Source organism: Desulfuromusa ferrireducens (genome assembly GCF_055389805.1).
The window spans coordinates 3,268,126-3,291,979 of the sequence record NZ_AP042415.1 but is presented as its reverse complement, the minus strand read 5'-3'; the positions used below and the strand labels follow the sequence as shown (position 1 = coordinate 3,291,979).

General features: G+C 47.4%; 23 protein-coding genes. 2 read left to right on the top strand and 21 right to left on the bottom strand.

The features are described from left to right. Positions 1–23: 23 nt before the first annotated feature. The 13 genes from ACZ5PT_RS14780 to ACZ5PT_RS14720 all read right to left on the bottom strand — a co-directional run bounded on the left by ACZ5PT_RS14780 (position 24) and on the right by ACZ5PT_RS14720 (position 11,908). Positions 24–455, bottom strand: coding sequence for an ACT domain-containing protein (locus ACZ5PT_RS14780; RefSeq protein ID WP_464263798.1), 432 nt, complete (start codon positions 453–455; stop codon positions 24–26). 17 nt (positions 456–472) lie between these two features. After that, entirely contained in the window at positions 473–1,780 is a 1,308-nt protein-coding gene (locus tag ACZ5PT_RS14775) for a phenylacetate--CoA ligase family protein (RefSeq protein ID WP_464263797.1), read from the bottom strand. 34 nt (positions 1,781–1,814) lie between these two features. Continuing rightward, positions 1,815–2,393, bottom strand: coding sequence for an indolepyruvate oxidoreductase subunit beta (locus tag ACZ5PT_RS14770; RefSeq protein ID WP_464263796.1), 579 nt, complete (start codon positions 2,391–2,393; stop codon positions 1,815–1,817). Then, positions 2,390–4,147: an indolepyruvate ferredoxin oxidoreductase subunit alpha gene (iorA, locus tag ACZ5PT_RS14765; protein WP_464263795.1), complete on the bottom strand. Its 1,758-nt coding sequence runs from the start codon at positions 4,145–4,147 to the stop codon at positions 2,390–2,392. Before iorA ends, ACZ5PT_RS14770 begins: the two co-directional genes overlap by 4 nt. 84 nt (positions 4,148–4,231) lie before the next feature. Then, on the bottom strand, positions 4,232–5,140 hold the full coding sequence (locus tag ACZ5PT_RS14760; RefSeq protein WP_464263794.1) for a Ppx/GppA phosphatase family protein: 909 nt from the start codon (positions 5,138–5,140) through the stop codon (positions 4,232–4,234). 1 nt (position 5,141) lies between these two features. Beyond that, positions 5,142–6,845 (bottom strand): Na/Pi cotransporter family protein, encoded by a 1,704-nt coding sequence (locus ACZ5PT_RS14755; RefSeq protein ID WP_464263793.1) that lies wholly within the window; start codon positions 6,843–6,845, stop codon positions 5,142–5,144. Positions 6,846–6,952: 107 nt separating this feature from the next. Beyond that, positions 6,953–7,594, bottom strand: coding sequence for a hypothetical protein (locus ACZ5PT_RS14750; protein ID WP_464263792.1), 642 nt, complete (start codon positions 7,592–7,594; stop codon positions 6,953–6,955). Positions 7,595–7,612: 18 nt separating this feature from the next. Beyond that, on the bottom strand, positions 7,613–8,086 hold the full coding sequence (locus ACZ5PT_RS14745) for a Crp/Fnr family transcriptional regulator (protein ID WP_464263791.1): 474 nt from the start codon (positions 8,084–8,086) through the stop codon (positions 7,613–7,615). Then, on the bottom strand, positions 8,083–8,559 hold the full coding sequence (locus ACZ5PT_RS14740) for an OmpA family protein (protein WP_464263790.1): 477 nt from the start codon (positions 8,557–8,559) through the stop codon (positions 8,083–8,085). The genes ACZ5PT_RS14745 and ACZ5PT_RS14740 overlap by 4 nt, the downstream gene beginning before the upstream one ends. A 4-nt stretch (positions 8,560–8,563) precedes the next feature. Beyond that, positions 8,564–10,039 carry an OmpA family protein gene (locus ACZ5PT_RS14735; protein WP_464263789.1) on the bottom strand — a complete coding sequence of 492 codons (1,476 nt, stop codon included), beginning with the start codon at positions 10,037–10,039 and terminating at the stop codon, positions 8,564–8,566. 301 nt (positions 10,040–10,340) lie between these two features. Then, a complete protein-coding gene (locus tag ACZ5PT_RS14730; protein WP_464263788.1) occupies positions 10,341–10,616 on the bottom strand; it encodes an HU family DNA-binding protein in 276 nt (91 codons plus the stop codon). A gap of 124 nt (positions 10,617–10,740) precedes the next feature. Continuing rightward, the gene (locus tag ACZ5PT_RS14725) at positions 10,741–11,307 is read right to left on the bottom strand and encodes a helix-turn-helix domain-containing protein (RefSeq protein ID WP_464263787.1); all 567 of its coding nucleotides are present in this window, start codon (positions 11,305–11,307) and stop codon (positions 10,741–10,743) included. Between the two features lie 40 nt (positions 11,308–11,347). After that, the gene (locus tag ACZ5PT_RS14720) at positions 11,348–11,908 is read right to left on the bottom strand and encodes a helix-turn-helix domain-containing protein (protein WP_464263786.1); all 561 of its coding nucleotides are present in this window, start codon (positions 11,906–11,908) and stop codon (positions 11,348–11,350) included. A gap of 210 nt (positions 11,909–12,118) precedes the next feature. Between ACZ5PT_RS14720 and bioB the strand changes: the two genes are divergently transcribed. After that, positions 12,119–13,105: a biotin synthase BioB gene (gene bioB, locus ACZ5PT_RS14715; protein WP_464263785.1), complete on the top strand. Its 987-nt coding sequence runs from the start codon at positions 12,119–12,121 to the stop codon at positions 13,103–13,105. Next, positions 13,092–13,814 (top strand): dethiobiotin synthase, encoded by a 723-nt coding sequence (bioD, locus tag ACZ5PT_RS14710; RefSeq protein ID WP_464263784.1) that lies wholly within the window; start codon positions 13,092–13,094, stop codon positions 13,812–13,814. Before bioB ends, bioD begins: the two co-directional genes overlap by 14 nt. Before the next feature lie 331 nt (positions 13,815–14,145). Here the strand turns inward: bioD and ACZ5PT_RS14705 are convergent, their stop codons facing one another. The 8 genes from ACZ5PT_RS14705 to ACZ5PT_RS14670 all read right to left on the bottom strand — a co-directional run bounded on the left by ACZ5PT_RS14705 (position 14,146) and on the right by ACZ5PT_RS14670 (position 23,787). Continuing rightward, positions 14,146–14,397 (bottom strand): double zinc ribbon domain-containing protein, encoded by a 252-nt coding sequence (locus ACZ5PT_RS14705; RefSeq protein ID WP_464263783.1) that lies wholly within the window; start codon positions 14,395–14,397, stop codon positions 14,146–14,148. A 2-nt stretch (positions 14,398–14,399) separates the two neighbouring features. Further along, positions 14,400–15,107 (bottom strand): ABC transporter ATP-binding protein, encoded by a 708-nt coding sequence (locus ACZ5PT_RS14700; protein ID WP_464263782.1) that lies wholly within the window; start codon positions 15,105–15,107, stop codon positions 14,400–14,402. Positions 15,108–15,115: 8 nt separating this feature from the next. Further along, positions 15,116–16,273: an ABC transporter permease gene (locus ACZ5PT_RS14695; protein ID WP_464263781.1), complete on the bottom strand. Its 1,158-nt coding sequence runs from the start codon at positions 16,271–16,273 to the stop codon at positions 15,116–15,118. Between the two features lie 18 nt (positions 16,274–16,291). Continuing rightward, positions 16,292–16,807, bottom strand: coding sequence for a Fe-S-containing protein (locus ACZ5PT_RS14690; RefSeq protein WP_464263780.1), 516 nt, complete (start codon positions 16,805–16,807; stop codon positions 16,292–16,294). A 33-nt stretch (positions 16,808–16,840) separates the two neighbouring features. Beyond that, positions 16,841–17,716 carry a cation transporter gene (locus ACZ5PT_RS14685; protein ID WP_464263779.1) on the bottom strand — a complete coding sequence of 292 codons (876 nt, stop codon included), beginning with the start codon at positions 17,714–17,716 and terminating at the stop codon, positions 16,841–16,843. A 175-nt stretch (positions 17,717–17,891) separates the two neighbouring features. Further along, positions 17,892–21,353, bottom strand: coding sequence for a PAS domain S-box protein (locus ACZ5PT_RS14680; RefSeq protein ID WP_464263778.1), 3,462 nt, complete (start codon positions 21,351–21,353; stop codon positions 17,892–17,894). A gap of 113 nt (positions 21,354–21,466) precedes the next feature. Continuing rightward, the gene (locus tag ACZ5PT_RS14675; protein ID WP_464263777.1) at positions 21,467–22,111 is read right to left on the bottom strand and encodes a general secretion pathway protein GspB; all 645 of its coding nucleotides are present in this window, start codon (positions 22,109–22,111) and stop codon (positions 21,467–21,469) included. Continuing rightward, entirely contained in the window at positions 22,108–23,787 is a 1,680-nt protein-coding gene (locus tag ACZ5PT_RS14670) for an AAA family ATPase (protein WP_464263776.1), read from the bottom strand. The genes ACZ5PT_RS14675 and ACZ5PT_RS14670 overlap by 4 nt, the downstream gene beginning before the upstream one ends. Positions 23,788–23,854: the final 67 nt, after the last annotated feature.

The following is a 23,854-nucleotide window of genomic DNA, read 5'->3' as shown; positions in this document are numbered from 1 at the left end:
GTTCAAATTGCTGTTTTTTAGCACTATATTGATGTTAACTTGTTGCCTTCAATGATTTTTACACCATTGCTTTTCAGCACATCGATCGCTTCGTCGATATTGTCAAAACGGAAAATAATAACCGCATTGTCGCCAGAACGCTCAACAAAGGCGTACATATATTCAACATTGACGTCGTTTTGATCGAGGATTTGCAGGATGGAGGACAGCCCGCCCGGAGTATCTGGGACGCCGACGCCGATGACCTCTGTTTTGCTGACGGTAAAATTCTGCTCGCGCAGCACCTTAAATGCTTTATCGGTATCGTTTACGATCAACCGCAGAATACCGAAATCCGAAGTATCGGCCAACGAGAGCGCGCGGATATTTACCCCGGCTTGCCCGAGAACTCCGGAGACCTCGGCCAAGCGGCCAGACTTATTTTCAATAAAAATAGAAATCTGTTCAACTTTCATTGTCAGTTTCCTTTTCCTTAAGATGCTTTTGGACGATTATCGACAACCCGCTTGGCCTTACCTTCACTGCGGGTAATAGTTTTCGGTTCAACCAGTCGAACCTTACAGGTCACACCCAGCAAATCCTTGATATCCTTGCGTATCTTATTCGACAAGCCTTGCAGTTCTTTGATTTCATCGGAGAAGCTCTGTTCATTGACCTCAACCTGGACCTCAAGCGTGTCCAGAGTTCCAACACGCTCGACAATCAGCTGGTAGTGTGGCTCAACGCCTTCGATGTTAAACAGCACTGATTCGATCTGACTGGGGAAGACATTGACGCCGCGGATAATCAGCATATCATCAGTGCGGCCGCTGAGGCGTTCAATCCGGGCGTGGGTACGACCACAGATACACGGCTCTTTGAACAAGCGCGTGATGTCACGGGTCCGGTAACGGATCAGCGGAATCCCCTCCTTGGTGATAGTGGTAATAACCAGCTCACCCTTCTCACCGTCCGGAAGTACTTCGCCGGTTTCAGGATCAATAATTTCCGGCAGGAAGTGATCCTCCCAGATATGCAGCCCGTTTTGCGCTTCGATACATTCAATACCGACGCCAGGTCCAAGAATCTCCGAAAGACCATAGATATCGATTGCCTTGATATTTAGTTTTTCTTCTATTTCCTGGCGCATCTGCTCGCTCCAGGGTTCGGCGCCAAGAATGCCGACTTTCAGCTTAAGGTTCCGAATATCAATCCCCTCTTCCGCTGCTACCTCGGCTAAAAAGAGGCTGTAAGATGGGGTACAGGTGAGCACTGTCGAGCCGAAATCCTGCATGATCATCAACTGCTTTTTGGTGTTACCACCCGACATCGGAATAACCGAAGCACCGAGTCGTTCGGCACCGTAGTGAGCACCCAGGCCACCGGTAAACAGGCCATAACCATAGGCATTGTGGATGACATCACCTTTATGGGCACCAGCGGCGACAAAGGAGCGCGCCATCAGTTCGGTCCAGGTATCGATATCTCGACGGGTGTAACCGACCACCGTCGGTTTGCCTGTGGTGCCGGAGGAGGCGTGAATCCTGACGATCTGCTCCAGCGGCACGGTAAACAGTCCGTACGGATAGCTGTCACGCATGTCCTGCTTCAGAGTGAATGGCAAGCGTTGCAGGTCGCTGAGGCGTTTGATATCCGCAGGGACTATTCCGGCTTTTTTGAACGCCTCTTGATAAAACGGCACGGTCGCGTAGACGCGCTCAACTGTCTGCTGTAAACGTTTTAACTGGAGCGACTCAATCGCTTCACGTGGCAGAGTTTCAAACTCATCATTCCAGATCATCTGGAGACTCCTTTAATAACCGAATCGACTGAGATCACTTAAGGTTTCTGCCAAGCTCAAACGCCTTGAGATTGATGTCCAGCAGTCGGGCTGGAACCATCTTTTTCAAGGCTTGAATCCAGAGCTCGTAATCGATATCGAGCACATTAGACAGCGTACCAAGCAGGACGGTGTTGACGGTTTTTGGATTTCCCGCTTCCAGGGCCAGGTCGAGGCCGTTGACGACGATGGTCGCCGGGAACTGCTTGGCAATTTTGTCAGCCAGGCCCTCGGGATATGCCTGCTTGCCCAAGGCGACCGAAGGCGGAGCGATCTTCAGGTTGTTGACGATAACCTGGGCATTTTTGCGCAGCAAAGGCAGATAGCGACAGGTTTCCAGCAATTCAAAGCTGAACAGGATGTCGACTTCACCTTCCGGGATAATCGATGAATAAACCTTCTTCCCGTAGCGAACGTGAGAAACGACACTGCCGCCGCGCTGCGACATGCCGTGAATCTCATTCTTTTTTACGTCCATCCCGGCCATCATCATGACCTCGGAAAGGACTTCACTGGCGAGCAAAGTCCCCTGTCCGCCAACACCTGCCAGCAGAATATTTTTCACATCACTCATGATGATTCACCACACTCCGTAAAGGCATCAAAACCGCAAGTCTGTTGACAGACTTTACAACCGACGCAGATGATCTTATCGATATTCGACTTCTTGTTTTCTTCATCCCAGGTAATTGCCGGGCAACCGAGCCGCAGACAGGCTTTGCAGCCGGTACACTTGTCGTGATCGACATACAGCGGCATCCGCTTGTCCATATTGTCGCGCGGTACCAGCATGCAGGGCCGGGTGGTGATAATCACCGACGTCTCAGGTCGAGCCATCTCTTCACGGATAGTTTTACGGGTCAGTTTAATGTCGTAGGGATCAAGAATTTTGATGTGTTTAACGCCGACCGCTTTACAGAGCTGTTCAATATCGACCCGATAGGTTTCCAGTTCGTTCAACATGTATCCGGAGGTCGGATTTTCCTGACGGCCGGTCATGGCGGTGATCCGATTGTCGAGGATGATCACTGTCGACGCGGACTTGTTATAGACCATGTCCATCAAACCGTTGATGCCGGTGTGTAGAAAGGTCGAATCACCGATGACGGCAACGACCTTGCGCTGATCTTCTTCGGAAAGAACTTTGCTGATCCCCGTGGCATTGCCGATACTGGCGCCCATACAGATACAGGTATCCATTGCCGAAAGCGGTGGCATGAAACCGAGGGTATAGCAGCCGATATCGCCAGTGACAAAAGCCTTGGCGCGGTTAAGTTCCATAAACACGCCACGGTGCGGACAGCCGGGACACATGTTCGGCGGGCGCGGCGGGAGTTCGGAAGAAGTGTCTTCTGTCGGTGAGTTTTTTCCAAATAGCCCCTGCTGCAGCCGGCCGGGTGTCAGTTCGCCACAGACGGACAGCTTGTCTTTGCCGATAACACTGATGCCCATGGCCCGGATCTGCTCTTCGATGAATGGATCGAGTTCCTCAACAACATAGAGGGTCTCGTAATTAGCAGCGAAGTCGCGGATCATCTGCTTAGGCAATGGGTAGACCAAGCCGATTTTCAAAACATCGGCATCCGGCATCACTTCTTTGACGTACTGGTATGAAACGCCAGCGGTAATGACGCCAACCTTCCCTGCCCCTTTTTCTACCCGATTGAACGGTTGCTGACAGGACCACTCTTCCATCTCCAGCAGACGAGCTTCAACTGCGTAGTGCCGCTTCCGGGCATTGCCGGGCAACATCACTAGCTTTGCTGGATTCCGTTCAAGGCTCGGTCGTGGAATGTCCTGTTTGCGCTCACCAAGGGTGACAATCGATTTCGAATGCGAAATCCGCGTGGTGCTGCGCAAAAAAATCGGCGTATCAAACTGCTCGCTCGCCTCAAAGCCCAGCTTGGTAAACTCGAGAGCTTCTTGACTGTCGGCCGGTTCGAACATCGGCACTTTGGCGAATTTTGCGTAGTTGCGGCTGTCCTGTTCATTCTGCGAGGAATGCAGCTCCGGATCATCGGCGACGACCAGAACCAGACCGCCACGCACGCCAGCATAAGACAGGGTGAAAAGCGGGTCGGCAGCGACATTAACGCCAACATGCTTCATTGTGACCAGCGCACGGGCGCCACCAAAACAGGCACCGATACCGACTTCCAAAGCAACCTTTTCATTTGGTGCCCAGGAGGCATCGATTTCAGTGTATTGGGTGGTGTTTTCCAGAATTTCGGTACTTGGAGTGCCTGGGTAGGCCGAAGCGACCAGGACACCCGCTTCGTACGCACCGCGAGCGATGGCTTCATTGCCAGAGAGGATAACTTTCTGCATAAAAATCCTTGTAATTTTAATGACCTTAAATATTGGTAAAGCGAGCCCGAATAATAGGCAATTGAGAGTTATCTGTCAATCAGATCAATCGAGGCAAAAATCAAGCAGAATTCCCTCTAGAACCCCGGCATCCGCAGCTTGAATTAACTGCTTGTCGAGGTGACGACACAAGCCAATGATCAATTCCAAACCGGGAATAATCAGGTCGCCCCGGCCGAGCTCCATTCCTGGCAACTGTTCACGCCTGGCAACCGATAGTTGTTGCAAATAGGTATGGGTCTTCGTCAGCCATGCGACATCGAGCAGGTGATTATTGACCCGCAATCGATCATACTCAAGCAGGTTCAGATTCATCGCCGCAAGAGATGTTATTGTCCCGGCTGTTCCAACCAACTGGCAGTTTTTCAGTTGTGCTTTGGAAATTCCGGTCGACTGAAGATCGGTCAGCAATTGCTTTAAGAGGTGCTGAATCTTGTGCTGTCTTGCCGCATCGCCAGTTGTTTCTTCACAAAGGCGGACAACACCAACGGGATAACTCTGGCTGAACCAAATTTTCTGATCAGCATAAAAAACAAACTCAGTGCTCCCTCCGCCGATATCAACGATCAATGCAGCAGGACTTTGATTTAATACCGAGAGAACCCCAGTGCAAGTCAATCGCGCCTCTTCAGCCCCGTTAATTATTTCAATAGTCAGACCTGTCCGTGCTTTGACCATGGCAATGAAGTGTGGACTGTTTTTTGCCCTCCGTAGCGCCGCTGTTCCCACAGCCCTGACGTGGACTTCTGGATGATTTTGCAGCAGCTGCGAGAAGGCCGTAAATGCAGAAAGGGTCCGCTCCATACTCTGTGAAGCAAGACCCTTTGCTGGTGAGTAATCGCCGCCAAGACGGGTGATCAGATGATGGTAACTTGCTGCTCGGATGCCACTGTCGGTGCATTGACCGATAAGCATCCGCAGGGTGTTGCTGCCAACGTCGATAGCCGCAAACAATTTATTTTTCTCCGAGTACGGCCTCAGAAACGTTAAAAGTATGATCACCGATCTTTTCGAAATTGTGCAGGATGTCAATAAAGATCAAACCTGGCTGTACGGCACACTCTCCAGTATTTAGACGAGCAATATGGCTGACCCGCATGGTCCGTTCCATATCATCAATCGCATCTTCGTATTCCATCGATTTAGTGGCAACGGAAGAGTCGCTAGCGGTCGAATCGGTCCTCTCCATCGATTCAATGATATAAAGCAGGAATTCCTTGGCTTTATCACCGATAGCAGCGATTTCATTTTCGCCGGTTTCGGAAAAAGAAATTTTACTTTCGATTTTGCGTAAGCCCAATTCCCAGAGGTTTTCGCAGTGATCACCAACCCGCTCCAGATCGTTTACCATATGCATCAGCGAGCCGATCGATTCGGAGGTTTCGGTAGAAATCGAATGCTGCGACAATTTGACCAGGAAATCGGTGATCTCTTTTTGCAGCATATCAACCAACTCTTCCCGTTTTTCCAAGCCGTGTATCGCTTTGGTATCGCCATCCTCAAGGAAACGGGTCGTTTTTTCCAGCATCTCCAAGGTAATGTTGGCCATTCGTTGGGTTTCCCGTCGAGCTTGTCCAATGGCAATCGGCGGGGTGTTCAAAACCCGGTTATCGATAAATTTAACTTGCAGGGTTTCAACTTCGTCCCGACCACGGACGATAAGTGTCGATAGCTTGGCCAAAACGCCAATGAGGGGCAGGAATATCAACGTATTGAGAATATTAAAAATGGTGTGACTGTTGGCTATGTGCCGGGCGATGTAAGGTTTGTCACCGATCGCTGCAGAAAAGCTCTCTGCCTGGGCTTGGGTTTGGATGGCGAAATCTGCATCTCCAGGGGTGATCGCAGCGATAAACTTAAGATAAACAGGGAACAGCAATAGCAGGTAAAGAGTGCCGATAGAATTGAATAGAAAGTGTGCGAAAGCCGTTCGTCTGGCTGCAAGGTTGGTCCCGATAGCTGCAAGGTTGGCGGTTATCGTTGTGCCGATATTTTCTCCCAGAATCAAAGCCACACTGGCCTCAAAAGAAAGGAGTCCCGAAGTCGCCAGCGCCAGTGTGATGCCAATCGTTGCACTGCTGCTCTGGACGATAACTGTCAGCAGGGCTCCAATTAGCACACCGAGCAATTTGTAGTCGCCGACCAAGAGAAACAGCTGCCTAAATTCTTCACTCGCCTTAAGTGGGTCAAAAGCGTGTTTCATGGTCGATAAACCAAAAAACAAGATACCGAAACCGAGAATTATCTCGCCGATATAAACGTATTTTTTGCGTTTGCTGAAGAGCTTAAGTCCGGCACCAATGCCGATTGCGGGCAGGGCAAACTTGGTGATTTTAAAGGCGATCAATTGGGCGGTGACGGTGGTGCCGATATTAGCGCCGAGCACAACGCCGATGGCCTGCGTCAGAGAAAGCAGGCCGGCGTTAACAAAACCGACCGTCATAACGGTTGTTGCGCTGGATGATTGGATTATGGCTGTTACGCCGATTCCGACCAATGTACCAATAAGTCTATTATTGGTCAGCGCGGCAAGAATTTTGCGCATCCGGTCGCCGGCAATTTTTTGCAATCCGTCCGACATGGTTTTCATGCCGAAGAGAAACAGACCGAGGCCACCAAGCAAGCCGAATAGCAACTGTTGGCTCAGTAATGCCGACATATGATCACCTCTTTTTAAGCCAAATTGTCAGCCTGAAAACATAAAAAAGCGGTAAATCCATAATCAGAACTACCGCTTAACAACTCGGGCGAAATATATACTGTGGGTCATTTTTTCTCAACCGTAAAAGGAAGGGAGATTTGAAAAGACTTTTGCCCTGGCAGGTGGCCTATCTGATAGCGTAACTGAAAGCCTTCCATGTTACGTAACTCGGCGGGGAAGTACAGGGTCCCGACGACCGTTGACGAAGGCAATATGTCTGCTATCGGCAAGGCATCTGTCTTGATGAAATCTGGACTTCTTGAGGCGAAATATCGGCTTTCACTAGTAAACAGATTATCTACCCTGGAGCGGAAGGAATCCTGTAAATAATAAAAACCAACGTAGGGGTATGGAATCAAATATGGAGCATCAAGGGTAAGTCGTTCGAGTAGTTCGTCGGGATCGGCAGCCTTGTATTGATGGCCTTGCGTATCAATCAACAGGAAATCACTGATACTGAGCGGAAGCAGTACATTGCGTTGATTAGTTAATTCGACCCAGAATGAGCAATAATTTTGCTCAATTGGTGCAGGTCGAATACTGGCTTCCCGAACTGTTGCCGTCAGGTGGACACCTTTTACCGTTTGGCCGATCCGCTGACCATCGTTATCAATCTGATGCTCTGCTTGCGGTTTAGGGCTTATGACAACTGAAGAGCAGGCCGTCAAAAGAAGTAGAACCAAGAGAGCGTACACTAGGCGCATCATAAGTAGACTCCGAAAATATTACTTTCGACTCAAACTGACCAACAACATGGCCCGATAATCCTTTTGCGAATTGCGCACTCTGCTACTGAAAATCCTGACAATATTCAGAGTAAGCGCCAGACCTAGACGAGGGTCTTCTTGGGCAAGTTTTTCAAAATCTTTGCGGGTCAATCCATACAGGATAGCATCCTCGGCGATACGCGCGGTTGCTGAACGCTTTCCGCCATCAAGGACCGCCATCTCACCAAAAACATCGTCAGGACTAAGGACAATCAGGACTTGCTCGTCACCTTCGGCAAGCATGCGTGAAATCCTGACCGTTCCTTGCTTAATGAGATAGAGAGATTCACCAGGCATATTCTCGATGAAAATAGTTTTTCCCTCTGGAATACGCCTGACAGAGAAGATACTTTCAAGACATTTGACGTCAGCACCACTCATCCCCTTAAATAAGGGGCTATCTTTCAATCCATCAAAATTAACCTGACTCATCGAATGATAAACCTTTCGGCTCGACCGGATTCTTTAAATAGCTCAATAGCCACCTTATTTCTTTTATAGATGGCGATATCAACACGCCGCTGTTCTGTGAGTTTATCATCTGCGGATAATTTCTCGCCAAAGCCAGTTAAAAACAACTCAACGGCGAGATCATGCTGCTGCAAATAATTCTTTACTGCCAGGGCACGTTGCATGGAAAGGTCAAAGTTCATTTCATCTTGACCAATTTTGCTAGCAAAGCCTTCTACCCGGATCAGGCGTGAAGATTTCTGTTGTTTTAACGTTGCTGTCAATCTGTCGAGAATAATTTTGTTCGCAGTTGATAACTCGCTGATGCGGTCAGCAAAATAAATCTGTCCGGCGATAGTTCTGCTAGCTAGAAACTTGTCAATTTCGGTCGTTTGACCGGCAAGGCAGGCTAACGGAACAGCCAGGATCATAAGCAGGGTTGTTATGATTTTCATCCCCCTACTCTCCTTTTTGCGGTAACAAAACAAGGATCTCTGCACGGCGATTTTTCTTCCGTCCAGCAGCTGTTTTATTGCTGGCAAGTGGTTCTGCCTCCCCTGCACCTTTTATGAAGATTCGGGCGGGATCAAAACCTTCATGAACAACGAGTTGACGGCCGACACCGATCGCTCGGCGGTAAGAAAGCTTATTGTTATATTCTTCTGAGCCAATCGAATCGGTATGCCCATTAATTCGAATAAGGAACCATTTTTTCTCTTTACGTAAAGATGCTGCAACCTGTGCGACCGCAGAAAGACCAGATTCAGACAAAGAGTGTTGGTCGTAGGCAAAATTCACATCATCAAATCGGAATTTTCTATAAACAACGGTCTTAATCGGTTTAATAGCCTTAAAACCAACTTCTGGCTTGGCCTTTACTGATGGCACTGGAGACGATACTGGGCTAACTGGAAGCGTTGCCGGCAATACGTTGCTCGCCAGTTTGATTTGGTTCTCCGGCTGAACAACAACTTCTTCCTCACCTGGATTAACCGGCAACTCAGTCTCAATTTTTGGTTCCGGTTTGCCGAGCCGTGACATTGGCAATAAGGGACTTATGGTCTTGAATTTAGGTTTCTTTGCTGCTTTGGCAGACTGATTCTTAGGCAGAACAGGTTCTATGACCCGCGGTATCGGCTTGGTAAAGGTTCCTATCCCTTGACTGCTTGATATACCGGCAATAAAACGCCAGTCAGCAGAAGTGTCTGAAAAGCCAGTTCCAAAACCCGCATGAAATGTCAGGTGGGGAGAAAAGAAATATTGAAGACCGGCCATCGCTTCCATTTCACTGTCCATCCCGGCCATACGTTCTGTTGCGCCTTCCAGTTCAGCAATCAGGCGTAAACGAGCCATCGGGAAATATTCAATACCGGCCGCTGCTACAATCTGATCATCGGCACCTAGGCTGTCGTCATTTTTTAGAAAGCCCGCGTTGAGATGTAAACCATAGCGGCCTTTTTTCATTGTTACAATTGTACGAGCAAGGATATCGGTAAGGCCATCTTGATTGGCATCATCAGCAATATGTCGTCGCGCTTGTAGGTCAATGGCAAGTTTATAGGGGGATGAGCGCTTACCTAAAATACGAGCTTTGAAACCGAGGTTAGCAAACCCCCTTCCGCTCAGGCTTTCTTCGTTATTAAAAAGCAGGTTCGGGAATGAGCCATAAGCTTCTAAAAAGGTTCCGAGTCCCAACGTTAAACTGACCGGAAAGATTAATGCTCCGTCACTGGATGCCCGCTTCGAGTTATTCGCCCAAAGACCGACCGAAATATTACCGGAATCAAGAGTGTCGGCCGTAGGTTGATTTATCAGCCCACTGACACCATATTGAGTCGGAGTTGCATATGCCGTGACGCTATACAGGGTGCATAATCCCAAGAGAATGACAAAGATGGAAAAAAGTTTGGATTTTGTATGCAAGGTGATTTTCAAATCTGTGAACCCCTACGTCATATTTAATCTTTGGTGCAACAAAATCCTCTATTACAACAAAAAGGCATTTGCATCAAGCTAAGGATAGCTATGATCATCTATCAATATGTGTGCCAGATTAATAGTTCGACTCTTAAGTTTCTATAATAACATAGTTTTCATGTCAAGATAAGAAAGTTTTTAACTAAACAAACTAATCTTTTCTGGGCGATATGACGTAATGACGCAAAATAGCGTTCTCCAGAAACCCAAAAAGCCACTTACGGTTCCGTAAGTGGCTTATATTACTATAAAAAGACTATTAACTGTCGACCCGTTCCCGAAGCTCTTTACCCACCTTGAAAAAAGGTAGCCTTTTCTCTTTAACCTGTATCACTTCACCGGTTTTGGGGTTGCGTCCCATATAGGCCTTATAGTCTTTGATCATGAAACTACCAAAGCCACGGATTTCAATCCGATCTTTATCTATCAAGGCCTGTGACATGGAATCAAAAATCAGATTAACAATCTGTTCTGATTTTTTATACGTAAGGTTCTTTTTAATCGACAGTGCTTCCACCAGTTCTGACTTGTTCATGTTGCCCCCTGGAGGTGTTGTTTTGGCTGCTGAAATGAGAGTTACTTGTGACGACTATACAATATGAAAATCACATGTCAACAAGAGTAGCTAAAATTTCAAGCAGTTGGGCCTTTATGGGTGGTTAAATAATCGTAAATGGAGAGAGCGTCCAGATGACTTTTGCATCCTCTTCACCGACATTGTCCCAGCGATGTGGCAGATGCGATTTAAAGGAAAGACTATCCCCCGCTTCAAGTTCATAAACCTCATTGACGATCGTCATCCTCAAACGTCCCTCAAGCAGGTAAATGAGTTCATCTCCAGGGTGATACATATTCTGCTGGCCACTGCTGCCACCTTTTTGCACTGTGCAAAAAAACGACATGAACTGAGGATCACGCAGCCCTGAAGTAAAAGACTCGGTGTGCATATTGTGTTCATCATCATATACGGTTTTATCTCGCATCCCTGGACGGGTATGTACGATTTCGTGCGACGTTGAAACATCTTCGACAAAATAATTGATGCTTTTATCGAAAACCGTCGCCAGGCGCATCAGAATTTCTACCGAAGGGATCGTTAGTCCGCGCTCAATCCTCGAGATCATATTTGAAGACACTTGTGATTTCTCAGCAAGAATCTGTATTGTCATGTCTTGCTTAAGGCGGATTTCTTTGAGTTTTTTACCGACAATTTTTTTTACTTGCATCTTTTGTCTCCCGCTATAACTGTATTACATTATGATTTAATTAGACATTCGGCGGCGGAGAAACGACCCAGAGGATTTTGGCCTGTTCGCTGCTGCGATTTTTCCAGCTATGGGGTAGAGAGGCCTTAAAGCCGATAGAATCACCCTTTTCAAGGGTATATGATTCACCCTCGATAAGAAATTCAAGACAACCCTCGAGCACAGTCGCAAACTCTTCCCCAGTGTGAACCATCCCCCCTTCACCGCTATCGCAATAGGGTTCTAGCGTATCGACAAACACTGAAAAACCAGGATCACGTAAGCCTTGCGTCAAACTATTGATCTGGTGTTTGTCTTCAAAAAAGAAGATCGGCTCACCTTGTTCTGCCGGAGTATAGACGACAGTACTGCCCTTTTCAGCTTCTTCTACAAAATAGCTCAGGCTTAAACCCAAGGAATCTGCCAGCTTCATCAAGATCTCAACTGAAGGCGTAGTCAAACCCCGTTCAATCCTGGAGATCATATTGGAGGAAACCCGCGAGTTTTCAGCAAGTTGTTGTATTGTTTTATCCCGCTTTAAACGCGAGTATTTCAGCTTTCTGCCGATTAGTTTTTTGACCATTTCAGAACACCTCATATGAATTATAAAATCATGTTTTATCACCACTGGTATGACCTGTCAATGCCATATGAGATAGGAGAAACACATAAATGGTAGTTGTTCAGTCTTCCATGTTGATGAAGATTCTTGTAAACCTGGAGTTTGTGGCCGGTTGACATGGGAGGAAACTATCTGTAATCTGCAGCATCAAATTGAAAGGATAAACTTCCCATGAATAAACTAGTTTTACAGATAATTAACCGTTCGATGAATGGCGATGCTCTCGAAATGTCCGAAGCTCGCCAGATCATGTCTGCCAAAGGTGCTGAGCTGTCAGCGTTTATGGCCGGTGCGCACATGATCAAAGAACACCACCTCGGTGACAACATCGATCTCTGCTCAATTATCAATGCTAAGTCGGGGCGCTGCTCAGAAAATTGTAGTTTCTGTGCACAATCATCGCACCATCAAACTGACAGTCCTGTTTACCCGTTAAAATCTGTCGCGACGATTGTCCAAGGGGCGAGGCAAGCGCAAGAAGAAGGAAATCACTGTTACGGAATTGTTACCAGCGGGACCCGGATAGAGCCTGGCGAGGAATTTGAAAGTATCCTGACGGCCCTGCGCCAAATCAGGCAAGAGACAAAAATTGCTCCGTCGGCGTCGCTTGGAATTCTTGATGCTGATGCTGCTAAAGCGCTAATGGATGCAGGATGCAAAACATACCACCACAACCTTGAAACCGCCTGTTCCTTCTTCCCGGAGATCTGCACGACTCACGACTATCAAGAAGATATTGATACCGTACGCTGTGCAAAATCAGCAGGGATGGAGGTTTGTTGTGGTGGTATTTTTGGCCTTGGTGAGTCGACAGACCAACGGATCGAATTGGCTCTCACCTTAAAAGAGCTTGATGTCGACTCTGTCCCGTTGAATTTCCTCAACCCGGTCCCTGGCACGCCACTACAGGATGCACAGTTGCTGACGCCGATGGATTGCCTGCGTATAATTTGCCTTTATCGATATTTACTACCGACCAAACGGATTACTGTTTGTGGCGGTCGAGAAAAGAATTTACGCGAATTCCAATCGGCCATTTTCATGGCCGGAGCCAGTGGCACTATGGTCGGTAATTACCTGACCACGACTGGACGAAATCGTGAAATAGATTTGCAAATGCTAAAGGATGCCGAGGTAACGATAAATGCCTGCCACTAACAAGCCCAAAGGACTCTTCATTACGGGGACCGACACCGGGGTTGGAAAAACTTTATTTGCGGCCGCCCTAGCTAGGTTTATCCGCGACCGTAACGTCAAGGTTGGTGTTATGAAACCCGCCGAAACCGGGGTTGATGACCCGCAACAATTGGGGCCGGATGCTAAATTGTTAAAATGGGCCGCAAGCAGCAATTTAACTGACGATCAGCTTTCACCTTATCGCTTGCGTGCACCATTGGCACCGGCGGTGGCCGCCTCAAAAGAGCAAGTCCGCATTGATTACAGCAGCTTGGTAGCGCAAACCCAGCAATTAATAGCAGAACACGAATTCACCATCATCGAAGGCGCTGGCGGCTTGATGGTCCCTCTGGCCGGGGGGCTGCTGATGGCCGACTTTGCGCGTGCGCTAGGACTGCCCTTACTCGTGGTTTGCCGCCCAGGCCTGGGAACCATCAATCATACGTTGCTGACGTTATTTTCTGCCCGCAACATGGATCTGCCAACAGCTGGATACCTCATAAATAACATGCCAAGCAGTAAAAGCCTGGCCGAAGAAACCGTGGCCCACACCCTTGCCTCTTTGACCTCTGATGAATTGTTAGGGGTATTGGACAGCGTTACCGGGGATGAACAGCAGAAGATCGAGCAATTAGCAGAACAACTTGCGGTGCTGCCAACCCTGTCACTGTTGGAAAAATATCTCCCCTGATTCGGCGGGACAGATAAAAAATCGGACCAGTTTTTTTAGCAATTTCGGCCCTGCCCGCATGTCGGGCAGTGATTCCATTGCTTACGCAACAATGCCCCGCAATGACAGTACTGTTGTCGACGTAATTGTTTGTTTTTGACTTTTACGATTAAGAGAAAAACTGCTGCGATAAGGATACCGGCCAGCAACAGCAGTGCCGGAGGACTGAATGATAGTAAAGACGAAATCGTGCAATAGCCGCAACGGAAGGACCAGAAGTTATAACCAATAATGACCAGTAGCAGCATTGACATGAAGAGATAAAAGAATAGATTTTTATGTCGTGCCTTCATTACCCCCCCCCCTGCGCTGACCCACAAAAAGGGCAATATTGATGATTGATCAATTTACCTTTGTGGCATTGGCTACAGGCTTCACGCAAACGTTGCTGACAATACGGACAAACCATCCAGTCAATTTCTGTCGGCCGACGACATGCCGGACAGGACGTCTTTACCTGTTCCTCAGTTTTACTCTCCGGCTCAACTTCAGCTTGTATTGACCAAAGCACCACGGCGAGAATAACCAACAGTAGTAAAATCATTTTTATCCTGCTTCTGCGAGTATCTCGACGCTATCAGCACTGTCGGTATCGATACGTCCGTCACGAAGAATCAGGGTACGACTAAAATAGTCGCGTATTTCATCATTGTGCGTCACCATGACGATGGTCTGCCCTTCCCTGTTAAGATCCTGAAAAAGGTCCATAATTTCTTTACTGGTCGCACTGTCCAAACTTCCGGTTGGCTCATCAGCCAAAATCAACGGTGGGGCATTGACCAGCGCCCTGGCTATCGCGACCCGCTCCTGTTCTCCCCCTGACAGTTGACTGGGCAGATGATTGGTGCGTTTATCCAGGCCGACACGGTGCAAGACATTTAGTGCCATTTCTCGTTTTTCTTTAACGGGCATTTTTTTTACCGCCAAAGGCAACATCACGTTTTCATGTGCGGTGAGGTATGGAATCAGATTGAAGGATTGAAAAACAAAACCGAGGTATTCACGGCGAAAATCAGCACGTTTTTCACTACGGAGAGAATATAGGTCAATATTATCAACCTGCACTTGCCCCATTGTCGGATGACACAAGCCACCCAATATCGACAAAAATGTGCTTTTCCCCGAACCGGAAGCCCCCATCACACCTAAAAATGCGCCTTCATCAATCTGTAAACTGACAGAATCGAGTGCGGACACTTCAACGGCACCATTGTGAAAGGTTTTGCCGAGCTGGGTTGTTTGAATAAATGACATGAAGACTCCTATAAAGCGCGCAGTGCTTCGGTTGGATCGAGCCGACTTGCTTGTAAGGCCGGATAGAAAGACGCCGCGCAACCGATCAACAACGCCAGCAACATCGCAGAACCAGCCAAAATCGGATTCCATGACAAGTGGACCTGGTGTTCGGTCATAAACGGTAAGATGATTTCTGTCGCTGTCATACCAACCAGAAAACCAAGCAAGCCGGCGATCAAGCTGACGACTGATGATTCGAGCAGAATCAAACGGATAACATGGGAGCGTCGAAAGCCGAGAGCACGAAAAATACCGATTTCGCGGGTACGCTCATTGACAGAGCCCATCATAGTGACAAAGACGACCAAAGCACCGATCAGCAGGACCACCCCGGCAATAGCCAGGGAAAAGGTACGAAATTGCTCGAGGGTGTGCATCCGCGTCTTAACGACTTGTTGAATTGCACTTACTTCAACATCCGGCAGCACGGTACTGATCTGCGTGACCATGTCAGTCACCGGACAATCGGCGCATAAGGCTGCCACCTCGACCAAAGAAACCGTATCTTCTTTATGCAGCAGGCGTTGAGCCATTGGCAGGGAACCAATCAGCAATTGATCATCTTGAGAACCGGTCTTGCTGAGGATGCCACTGATATGAAAAGTTTCACCTGCTATATCCAGGGTCGAACCAGTGACGAGACCAAGCTTTGTCGCCACTGCTTGACCGGCAACCAGTTGTGAATCTTCGGTTACCGGTGCGCCGGAGATGTTCCACCACCGTTTAAGGTGAAATTCTTTATCGATATCAACCCCCATAAGCAGTAACCTTTCATTGCCAACAACAACTGCGCCGAGAACTTTCGGGGCAACTGCGGCAATGTTTCGACTATTGGGAATTGTCATAATTTTCGCTAAATCCGACTGTCGGATTTCATCGCTACTGACGGCTACGCCGCCCAGAGTGATGCCACCATAGCTCAACGAAAGAGTGTCGCTCTTTGGGGTGATCAGAATGTTGGCCCCATAATTTTCCATCTTGTGCTGGATGTCTTCAGTTAACGCATTGGACAGTGAAATCAAAGTAACAACTGTGGCAACACCGATCATCAGACCAATCACCAGAAAAGCCATGCGGCTTTTTCGGCGACGTAAATTATTCAAGGCAATCGATTCAAGTTTCATAAACAGAGTTCTCCGTGATTAACCACCAAAATACCAAGCCCCATTAAGGAGATCAGAGTCGGTAATAACCAGTTGCTTGCCTTCGATGCGTCGGTTGAGTGGCGCCGGGTTGCAACCGCCTTTTACCTGATTGATCATGTCAGAACGAAATTTCATATTACAGTTATTGCAAACCATCATGTCCCCTTCCTGCCGATAACCTTTTTTCTCTCGGTAGCAGACATCGCAAGCGTCAAACGCAGCGCGCATCACGCCATCAACACTTTTAATGACGAAAAAAGGAATCTCCCCTGTTGAGGATGCATAACTGAAATAATGCGCTTGTCCGTCGTCTATTTTATTCAAGTCTATTCGGATTTCACCGTTCACACTTTTGAGGCTGGCGTTTCCTTGCGTTGCGCCGCCTGTCAAAAGAAACACGCCTACGCCGCCGAGCAACGCGACGATCGCGAGCAAGGCGAAAACCTTACCGCCAAACTTCTTATGTTTCTGCTCCGAAAATTGTTCTCTTTTGACTTGTCGTTGATCACTCATGCAATTGCTCCTTGATATTTAGACACATAAACCTCAGCCACAACAACCGCCGCCACTACCACATCCACCTGCTGAACTGGCTGTTTGCTTGAGTTGCTGATCGTAAATAATGATCGAGGTATTATCGACCAGTCCCTGAAACCATTTATTGTAATTTTCCTGTCGCTGGCGACCGTCCTTAATCTGCGCAATTACGTTTTGTTCGATATTGCGGTTGATCACCATATCTTCCTTTAATTGCTGGCGAAATTTTTTAGCGGTTCCATAACGGCTGCGAATAAAGTCATCCATCTTTGGCATCCCTTGCTGCATCCTTTGAATCCGCAGGTCAACCTCACCATTTTGCACAATAACCTGATTTCCCGCAGCTGCCTGCAGCAACAAAGTTCTCTGCACAACCGTCTGCCAAACGGAGCCGATCACCCGTACACGGGCTTCTGGACTGTCTTGCTGGCCAGTCGATATGAAATATTTTTCTATCTCTTGATTGAAATGAGTTCGGGAAACTAATTTCTCACCAATACGGGCGACATAATCAGCTGACAACTTGGATTCTTCTGATTGTAGGGAGTGATATTGTTCACTGCTAAGGAGCTGTCCTACTTTTGCAGGAAACCCAATCGACGTAACCTTTGCGGCTAACTTTTCGGCATCGATAAGCTGTGGATCAAAGGTGATCTTACTGGTCCCCGTAGTGACACTGACATCGACCGATTGTACTCCGGATAATGACTTCAATCCCGCGGTGATTTTTGCCACACAAGAACCGCAAGTCATATTTTCTACTTGCAGTTCAGTCATTGCTAACCCGGCGGGATCAACGGTCCGTGTTGTCATCACACCGTAGGCAGTCGCAGCAATAACAGCAGATACGCAACACACAGCAACACACATATTTCTCAAACTCATGGATGGATCCCCTTCATCAATTAGGAATATATTCTTGATTTTTAATAAACAGGATTCGTGCCAACGGTAACTAGCTGATAATTTATAAGATCCTATTGGTAAGATTAAGAAAAGCGAAGAATATCCAACAGTGACGCTGTAGAATTTTCTACACAATGGGAAGCTGGGGGGGGAATTAACAGGCAGTTTTGTCTTGGTTTAGATCGATGGTTTCGCGAATTTTTGTCAGCAATAACAGGGGGGCGATTGGCTTGTTCAGGAGGATAATATCATCACCGACCAGGCCCTGGTCGCGTAGTGTATCAAAGGTGTAACCACTGATAAATATCACCGGGACACCGGTTCTATTCCTGATTTCCTGGTAAAATTCGCTGCCCTTAATCCCTGGCATAACAACATCGGACAGGATCAGATCAATTTTTTGCGTTTTACTGTCGAGAGTTTGCAATGCCGAATCAGCACAATTCCCTGTGATAACCTGATAGCCGACAGAAATTAAAATATTATAGGTAGTCTCAAGGACCTGCAAGTCATCTTCAACCAATAAGATTGTTTCCTTGCCACCGGGAAGCTCTCCCATGACAGGAGTGTGTTTCTGCAGTGGTTTACGTTTTGTCAGTGGTAGGTAAATCCTGAATATTGAGCCCTTGTTGTACTCACTGTCGACCAGAATATAGCCTTTGTGTTGCTTGATAACTCCCCACGCGATCGCCAAACCGAGCCCGGTCCCCTTACCTGTGTCTTTGGTGGTATAAAAAGGATCAAAAATATTATGTAGGATTTCCTTGGACATGCCGATTCCGTTATCTTCTACGGTAATCAAGGCATACTCTCCAGGCTCGCCATATCCATGGGCGGAGCAAAAATCCCGGTCAATTGTTGATCTAGAAGTCTTAATCGCCAACACCCCACCACCGGGCATGGCATCACGCGCATTGGTCGCCAGGTTGACCAGGACCTGTTCTAGTTGGGATGTATCAGCAAGAACAAATAACTTTTGCTCGGAAAGGGTCAGCTGTTTTTCGATGTGTTCACCGATCGCTTTACCGAACAGGTCTTGGACTTGAAGAACCAGCTGGTTTAAATCTACCGGCGTTGAAGGTCCTGATTTTTTACGGCTGTAGGCAAGTAATCCGTGGGTCAGTTTAGATCCGCGGTCGGCAGCCTCGGCAATCTTACTGATTTTCGGTAACAACTGTTTATCATCAATGTAAAGCGACTGTAACAAACCGGCATAACCAGAGATAACCGTTAGGATATTATTGAAATCGTGAGCAATACCGCCGGTCAAGGTGCCGATGGCCTCCATCCGTTGCGAGTGCTGTAATTGCTTTTCAAGGGTCCTGCGGCGAGAAATATCGATAAAGGTAATGACCCCACCGACCAGCTCGCCATCGCGCAACATCTGGTGGCCCCAGTATTCAACCGGTATCTCCTGACCATCCTTGCGCAACAGGACGCCATCGGCTCCTACAACCTTTCCCTCACGTTCAATCGCCGTCATAAAGGGACAATCACAACCAGTGGCCGTCATCTCGCGCAGTTGATCGTTATCAACCAATTGGTAGAAACTTTGACCGATCAATTCTGATTCATCATCGTAACCGAGAATGTGCAACGTTGATGGATTGCAAAAAACACAGTCACCGTTCAGATCGATGCCGACGATGGCCTCGGCAGTTGAGTTGAACAGAGTCCGCAACATCTCTTCGTTGTTCGCCAGTTCACGGACGTAGTTGAGCCGTTCGCATTCAGCCGCAGCCCGAGACGCAATAACAGATAACAACTCTTCAACATGTGGCACCGCACCCATCGCCCGACGGGAAAAAGCGCTGACAACACCCAACACCTGTCCATCGTGTCCGATCATCGGAATCCCGATAAAGCTCTTAATTTTAGTCAACTTGAACTGGCTTAACGCCGGAAACAGCGTCGAAGAGTTTTCTGTGTAAAAACGATACTCTCCAGCCAAAATTTCAGCATAAGGTGTTCCTGTAAGCTGTAACGAAAAAGGTGATTTCAGCTGGCCGTTTAAATAACTGGATTGGATCTGCAAACGATCACCAGCAACAATACCGATGCTGGCGCCATCAGCATCCAACCAATCACAGAGATTCTGGACAATTTCATCCAGGCAGGCCTGTCCCGTCAGTCCGACAGTACTGCGAACCAGAGTTTTGATAGAGGTTTCATATTTCTCACGCAAGGTAATGTCACGCGCTACGGAAAAATAGACTTGCTGGCCATCGAGTTCGAACAACTGGCAGCCTATTTCAACCGGCAGCCATTCACCATCCGCAGAAAACAGTTCCGTTTTAAACAGAGTCTTATCGTTTTGAGATATTTCATCAAGAATCAACTTGAATGCTTGAGGGTCATCCTGACAGATTCGATTGGTGTTATAAGGAGTAAGGGCTTTGAACTGCTCCCGGGAATAACCGAGCAATTGGCAGGCCACATCATTGACTTCGATGAAGTTGCCTGGTGTGCCATTCGGGTTGCGCTTGGAAATCAAAATGGCATCAGCGACCCCATTAAAAAGGCGCGAAAAATACTCTTTGTTCTGTAGAAGCGCTTTCTCCCGTTCGTCAATGGTTTTGCGCATGCTACGGAAGCTGTCAGACAGATTGTCTATCTCAAGGTGATTGCCGTAAGGCAGAGGATAACGATAATCCCCAAGTGCGAAAGACTCAGCGCTTTCTGCTAGGTCCGAGATTGGCCGAACGATTTTTCTAGCTAAGGATCGTGCCCAATAAATACTCAAGAGAAACGCAAGCAGCAGAGAACTGATAAAAACAATTTGCAGGCGGGAAACGATATTCGATAACCCCGAGCGCTCCTGACCAAACAGAACGATCCAGTCAATAGTCGGGATAAGGATGGCGGTTCCTAAGTAGGACTTACCGTTTAATTCATAGCGCGACGTCTCAAGCTTACCGCTCAGCGCCGCTGAAACTGGTTGTAAATGATTCAGATCAACCAATTCCGGAACAGCCATTTGCGGTAATTGAAAAACCAGCTTCCCCTGTTGATCAAGAAGCAATAGATGCGATGGCTGATCGCCAAGCATCGGAACAAAGCGCCGATGCAATTGTTCAATATTTATATAAGCTATAACCAAGCCATCGTTGATTCGGCTGGTGATAGCGAGTGAAATTCGTCCAGTAAGTTTCGAAAAGAAAGCTTTGGACCAATGAACACCGACACGTGTTCGGGCATTTCTAACCTGCGGCAACAACGAGAAATCTTGGCCAAGGTAATCATCATTGCTAACACCAAACTCGTTCGGTATACCCGTTGCGACAACATGGCCACCTTTGTCCAGGACAAAAATCGATTCAATCGAGTTGTTGTCTATAATTAAATCGTTGAGGTAGTTGTTGAACTCTGCCGACGCGGGCGACATGTGCGAGTACATGCGAGTAAGCTCGCGAATCAGGATATGTGCTTCCTGTAACTCCAGAGAGATCTGAGCGACTATCGATTCGGCCGTTGAGAAATTTTCACGAGACAGGCGATGTTCGGTTTCGCGGATAAAGTAATTAAAGGAAACGATGCTAACAATCAAAAGGGGAAGAATAGCGACAACCACAAATCGCCACGCTAATGCATCTTTAAGGCTGAAATCGATTCTCATGGAGACCAGTTATTTCATAGAAAAGTTAGCGGATCGTTTTGGTTAGCATGTCTTTATCAAGCGATTATATGAAGGAATTTAAGACTTTACAATGATTTAATGCAAGGGCCGGCCTAATTATGGACCTTGGACAAAAACTTATTGAAGCGAATTCCGCGGAAGGTAAAAAGAACGTGATCGGGCATGATTTCTACAACATGCGCCCCCTCAATATCAGTTCCTTCCATCACCGGTAAATCGTTGATGACCGCCAGGCGCGATTCTGCTTCCTGGTGATAAACAATTTCATCGACACGAAGCAGTGGAATGTCTATCGGCTCTGATTCGGCTACGGACGCATTTGATAGTGTTTTTTTGTCGGCGGCAAGTCGGTTCTGGATTTCAACTATTTCGCCTTTGGCCGCCACCGATGGCCCGGTCTCAAGCACAACGACCTCTGGTATGGATGGCTGTTGCTTCAACCCAGCCGATTGCTCAGTCGGAGAAGAGACAGGAGCCGCTCGGGGAATTGTTTGTATTTCTACCTGAGAGGCTGACGGTAACGAGGCTGGAACACTAAGACTGGACTGATAAAACCACCAACCACCGACAGAAGCAATAACCAGTAGCGTGAAAATCGTCCCAAGAATTGACCAAGAGAATGTGCGGCGATCATCGTAATTACGTTTAAGGATATCGTGAGCCAAATCAACGCTCCCCTCCCCTAGCGTTGCTTTTTCATTCTCAAGTTTCCGTAACGCTTTGAGTATCGAACTCATAGTCGATCTCCGGTCGTCAGTCGGGGCATGTCTTTTCCTGTCTGACGATAAAGCCAATACAGGGTATGTGCACCAACACGCCCATCCGGTGCCAATTGCATGCGAGCTTGAAAACGGGTAACAATGTTGATGGTTTGCTCGTCGTAGACTCCGCTCGTAACGGAAGGTTCACCCTTGAGACGGGTTAACAGTTGTTGAAGGGCAACAACGTTATTCCCTGATGCCTTAGGTTGATCAATTAAAGGGATGTTTTGATAATTGAGATAAGGCATTAAGGCCCGACCAAACCAGACTTTATTCAATTCAGCTATATCCAGCCAACCGGAATCAGTCAAGGCCGGAACCGTCTGAAATTGTCCATCGCGATAACGGTTGACGCAGAAAAAACGTTTCCCGGTCACATTCGGCAAGTTAATCTCTAGAATGACCGGAGCGTCCAACTTGATTAGATCTGCAGCCGTGCCCTGGATATCAACCAGATCAAACCCGACCCCGATAAGCAGATCCTTCAACCCTTTACGACTTCTTATCGCAGGCATCTTTTCTAGCAGTGGTTGCTGCCAACACTGCGCAATGGTCATTACCGATTGCAAGCCACTCTGCTCGACTGACAATTGAGCGATTGTCTGTTGTAGTTCTTTGATCCTTCCAGCGCTGACATTGTCGTTTACAACGGACGATGACTTTACGGCCAACGGTAATATCTGTTGCAGTTGCCGGTTTACTGTAACAGTCTGCTTGTCATCGGTCTGACCAGAATTGCTCTCTGGGGCATTTAATATTTTCGAACCGACAAAAGAAAGCAACAAGACGGCAAAAAAACCGTAAATAATGGGAGATAATTTTCGTTTTTGAACAGAATTCTGTTGCTGCAGTTCTTTTTGCGCAACCCGCACATCCCGTTTGTCAACAAATTGAGAATCGCGACTGTAGGCAACCAGCAAGGCACGATCACAAAGAATATTGATTAATCGTGGCGTCCCACGAGAAAAACGATAGACCTGCGCCAAGGCCTTGGCTGTAAATAGAGCCGTCTTCCGACAACCAGCAATCTTAACCCGATGCAGAACATAGCGTTGTGTATCATCCATATCCATAGGTTGAAGCCGGTAGCGAACGGCCATTCGTTGACGTAATTGGCGCAAATCGTTGCGCTGCAGAATCTGATCAAGTTCAGGTTGTCCAACTAAAACCATCTGGATTAATTTTTCTGTCTCCGTCTCCAGATTTGAAAGCAAACGCAACTGTTCCAGAACTTTCGGATCAAGATTCTGCGCTTCATCGACCACAAGAACAACGGTTTTACCCATTTCTCTTTGCTCTAGCAGGAAACGATTAAGAGATTCGTGTAAATCAATCAGATGGGAACGCTCCAGATCAACCTCAATGGCAAATTCACGATGGATGGTCTGCAACAGTTCTAGTGACGTCAAACATGGATTGAAAATCAATGCAACACGATATTCGGATTCTGCCAACTGCCCAAGCAAAGTCCGGAGTACCGTTGTTTTACCTGTGCCAACCTCACCCGCAAGGGACAAAAAACCGACCCGCTGTTGGATGCCATAAAGCAGATGAGCAAAGGCTTCCTTATGATTTTTACTCAGGAAGATGAAGCGTGGATTGGGAGTTATGTGGAACGGTTTTTCATCAAAACCGAACATCTCAAGGTACATATAAATTCCTGTCATTAAACATTTTATATCTTAGCCTAATCTTTCACAGCAGGGCCAGTTATTTCAA

What these genes read in the sequence shown, in the direction of transcription:
- ACZ5PT_RS14780 (WP_464263798.1), bottom strand. Translation starts at nt 455, where the DNA reads ATGAAAGTTGAACAGATTTCTATTTTTATTGAAAATAAGTCTGGCCGC.
- ACZ5PT_RS14775 (WP_464263797.1), bottom strand. Translation starts at nt 1,780, where the DNA reads ATGATCTGGAATGATGAGTTTGAAACTCTGCCACGTGAAGCGATTGAG.
- ACZ5PT_RS14770 (WP_464263796.1), bottom strand. Translation starts at nt 2,393, where the DNA reads ATGAGTGATGTGAAAAATATTCTGCTGGCAGGTGTTGGCGGACAGGGG.
- iorA (WP_464263795.1), bottom strand. Translation starts at nt 4,147, where the DNA reads ATGCAGAAAGTTATCCTCTCTGGCAATGAAGCCATCGCTCGCGGTGCG.
- ACZ5PT_RS14755 (WP_464263793.1), bottom strand. Translation starts at nt 6,845, where the DNA reads ATGTCGGCATTACTGAGCCAACAGTTGCTATTCGGCTTGCTTGGTGGC.
- ACZ5PT_RS14750 (WP_464263792.1), bottom strand. Translation starts at nt 7,594, where the DNA reads ATGATGCGCCTAGTGTACGCTCTCTTGGTTCTACTTCTTTTGACGGCC.
- ACZ5PT_RS14745 (WP_464263791.1), bottom strand. Translation starts at nt 8,086, where the DNA reads ATGAGTCAGGTTAATTTTGATGGATTGAAAGATAGCCCCTTATTTAAG.
- ACZ5PT_RS14740 (WP_464263790.1), bottom strand. Translation starts at nt 8,559, where the DNA reads ATGAAAATCATAACAACCCTGCTTATGATCCTGGCTGTTCCGTTAGCC.
- ACZ5PT_RS14730 (WP_464263788.1), bottom strand. Translation starts at nt 10,616, where the DNA reads ATGAACAAGTCAGAACTGGTGGAAGCACTGTCGATTAAAAAGAACCTT.
- ACZ5PT_RS14725 (WP_464263787.1), bottom strand. Translation starts at nt 11,307, where the DNA reads ATGCAAGTAAAAAAAATTGTCGGTAAAAAACTCAAAGAAATCCGCCTT.
- ACZ5PT_RS14720 (WP_464263786.1), bottom strand. Translation starts at nt 11,908, where the DNA reads ATGGTCAAAAAACTAATCGGCAGAAAGCTGAAATACTCGCGTTTAAAG.
- bioB (WP_464263785.1), top strand. Translation starts at nt 12,119, where the DNA reads ATGAATAAACTAGTTTTACAGATAATTAACCGTTCGATGAATGGCGAT.
- bioD (WP_464263784.1), top strand. Translation starts at nt 13,092, where the DNA reads ATGCCTGCCACTAACAAGCCCAAAGGACTCTTCATTACGGGGACCGAC.
- ACZ5PT_RS14705 (WP_464263783.1), bottom strand. Translation starts at nt 14,397, where the DNA reads ATGATTTTACTACTGTTGGTTATTCTCGCCGTGGTGCTTTGGTCAATA.
- ACZ5PT_RS14700 (WP_464263782.1), bottom strand. Translation starts at nt 15,107, where the DNA reads ATGTCATTTATTCAAACAACCCAGCTCGGCAAAACCTTTCACAATGGT.
- ACZ5PT_RS14695 (WP_464263781.1), bottom strand. Translation starts at nt 16,273, where the DNA reads ATGAAACTTGAATCGATTGCCTTGAATAATTTACGTCGCCGAAAAAGC.
- ACZ5PT_RS14690 (WP_464263780.1), bottom strand. Translation starts at nt 16,807, where the DNA reads ATGAGTGATCAACGACAAGTCAAAAGAGAACAATTTTCGGAGCAGAAA.
- ACZ5PT_RS14685 (WP_464263779.1), bottom strand. Translation starts at nt 17,716, where the DNA reads ATGAGTTTGAGAAATATGTGTGTTGCTGTGTGTTGCGTATCTGCTGTT.
- ACZ5PT_RS14680 (WP_464263778.1), bottom strand. Translation starts at nt 21,353, where the DNA reads ATGAGAATCGATTTCAGCCTTAAAGATGCATTAGCGTGGCGATTTGTG.
- ACZ5PT_RS14675 (WP_464263777.1), bottom strand. Translation starts at nt 22,111, where the DNA reads ATGAGTTCGATACTCAAAGCGTTACGGAAACTTGAGAATGAAAAAGCA.
- ACZ5PT_RS14670 (WP_464263776.1), bottom strand. Translation starts at nt 23,787, where the DNA reads ATGTACCTTGAGATGTTCGGTTTTGATGAAAAACCGTTCCACATAACT.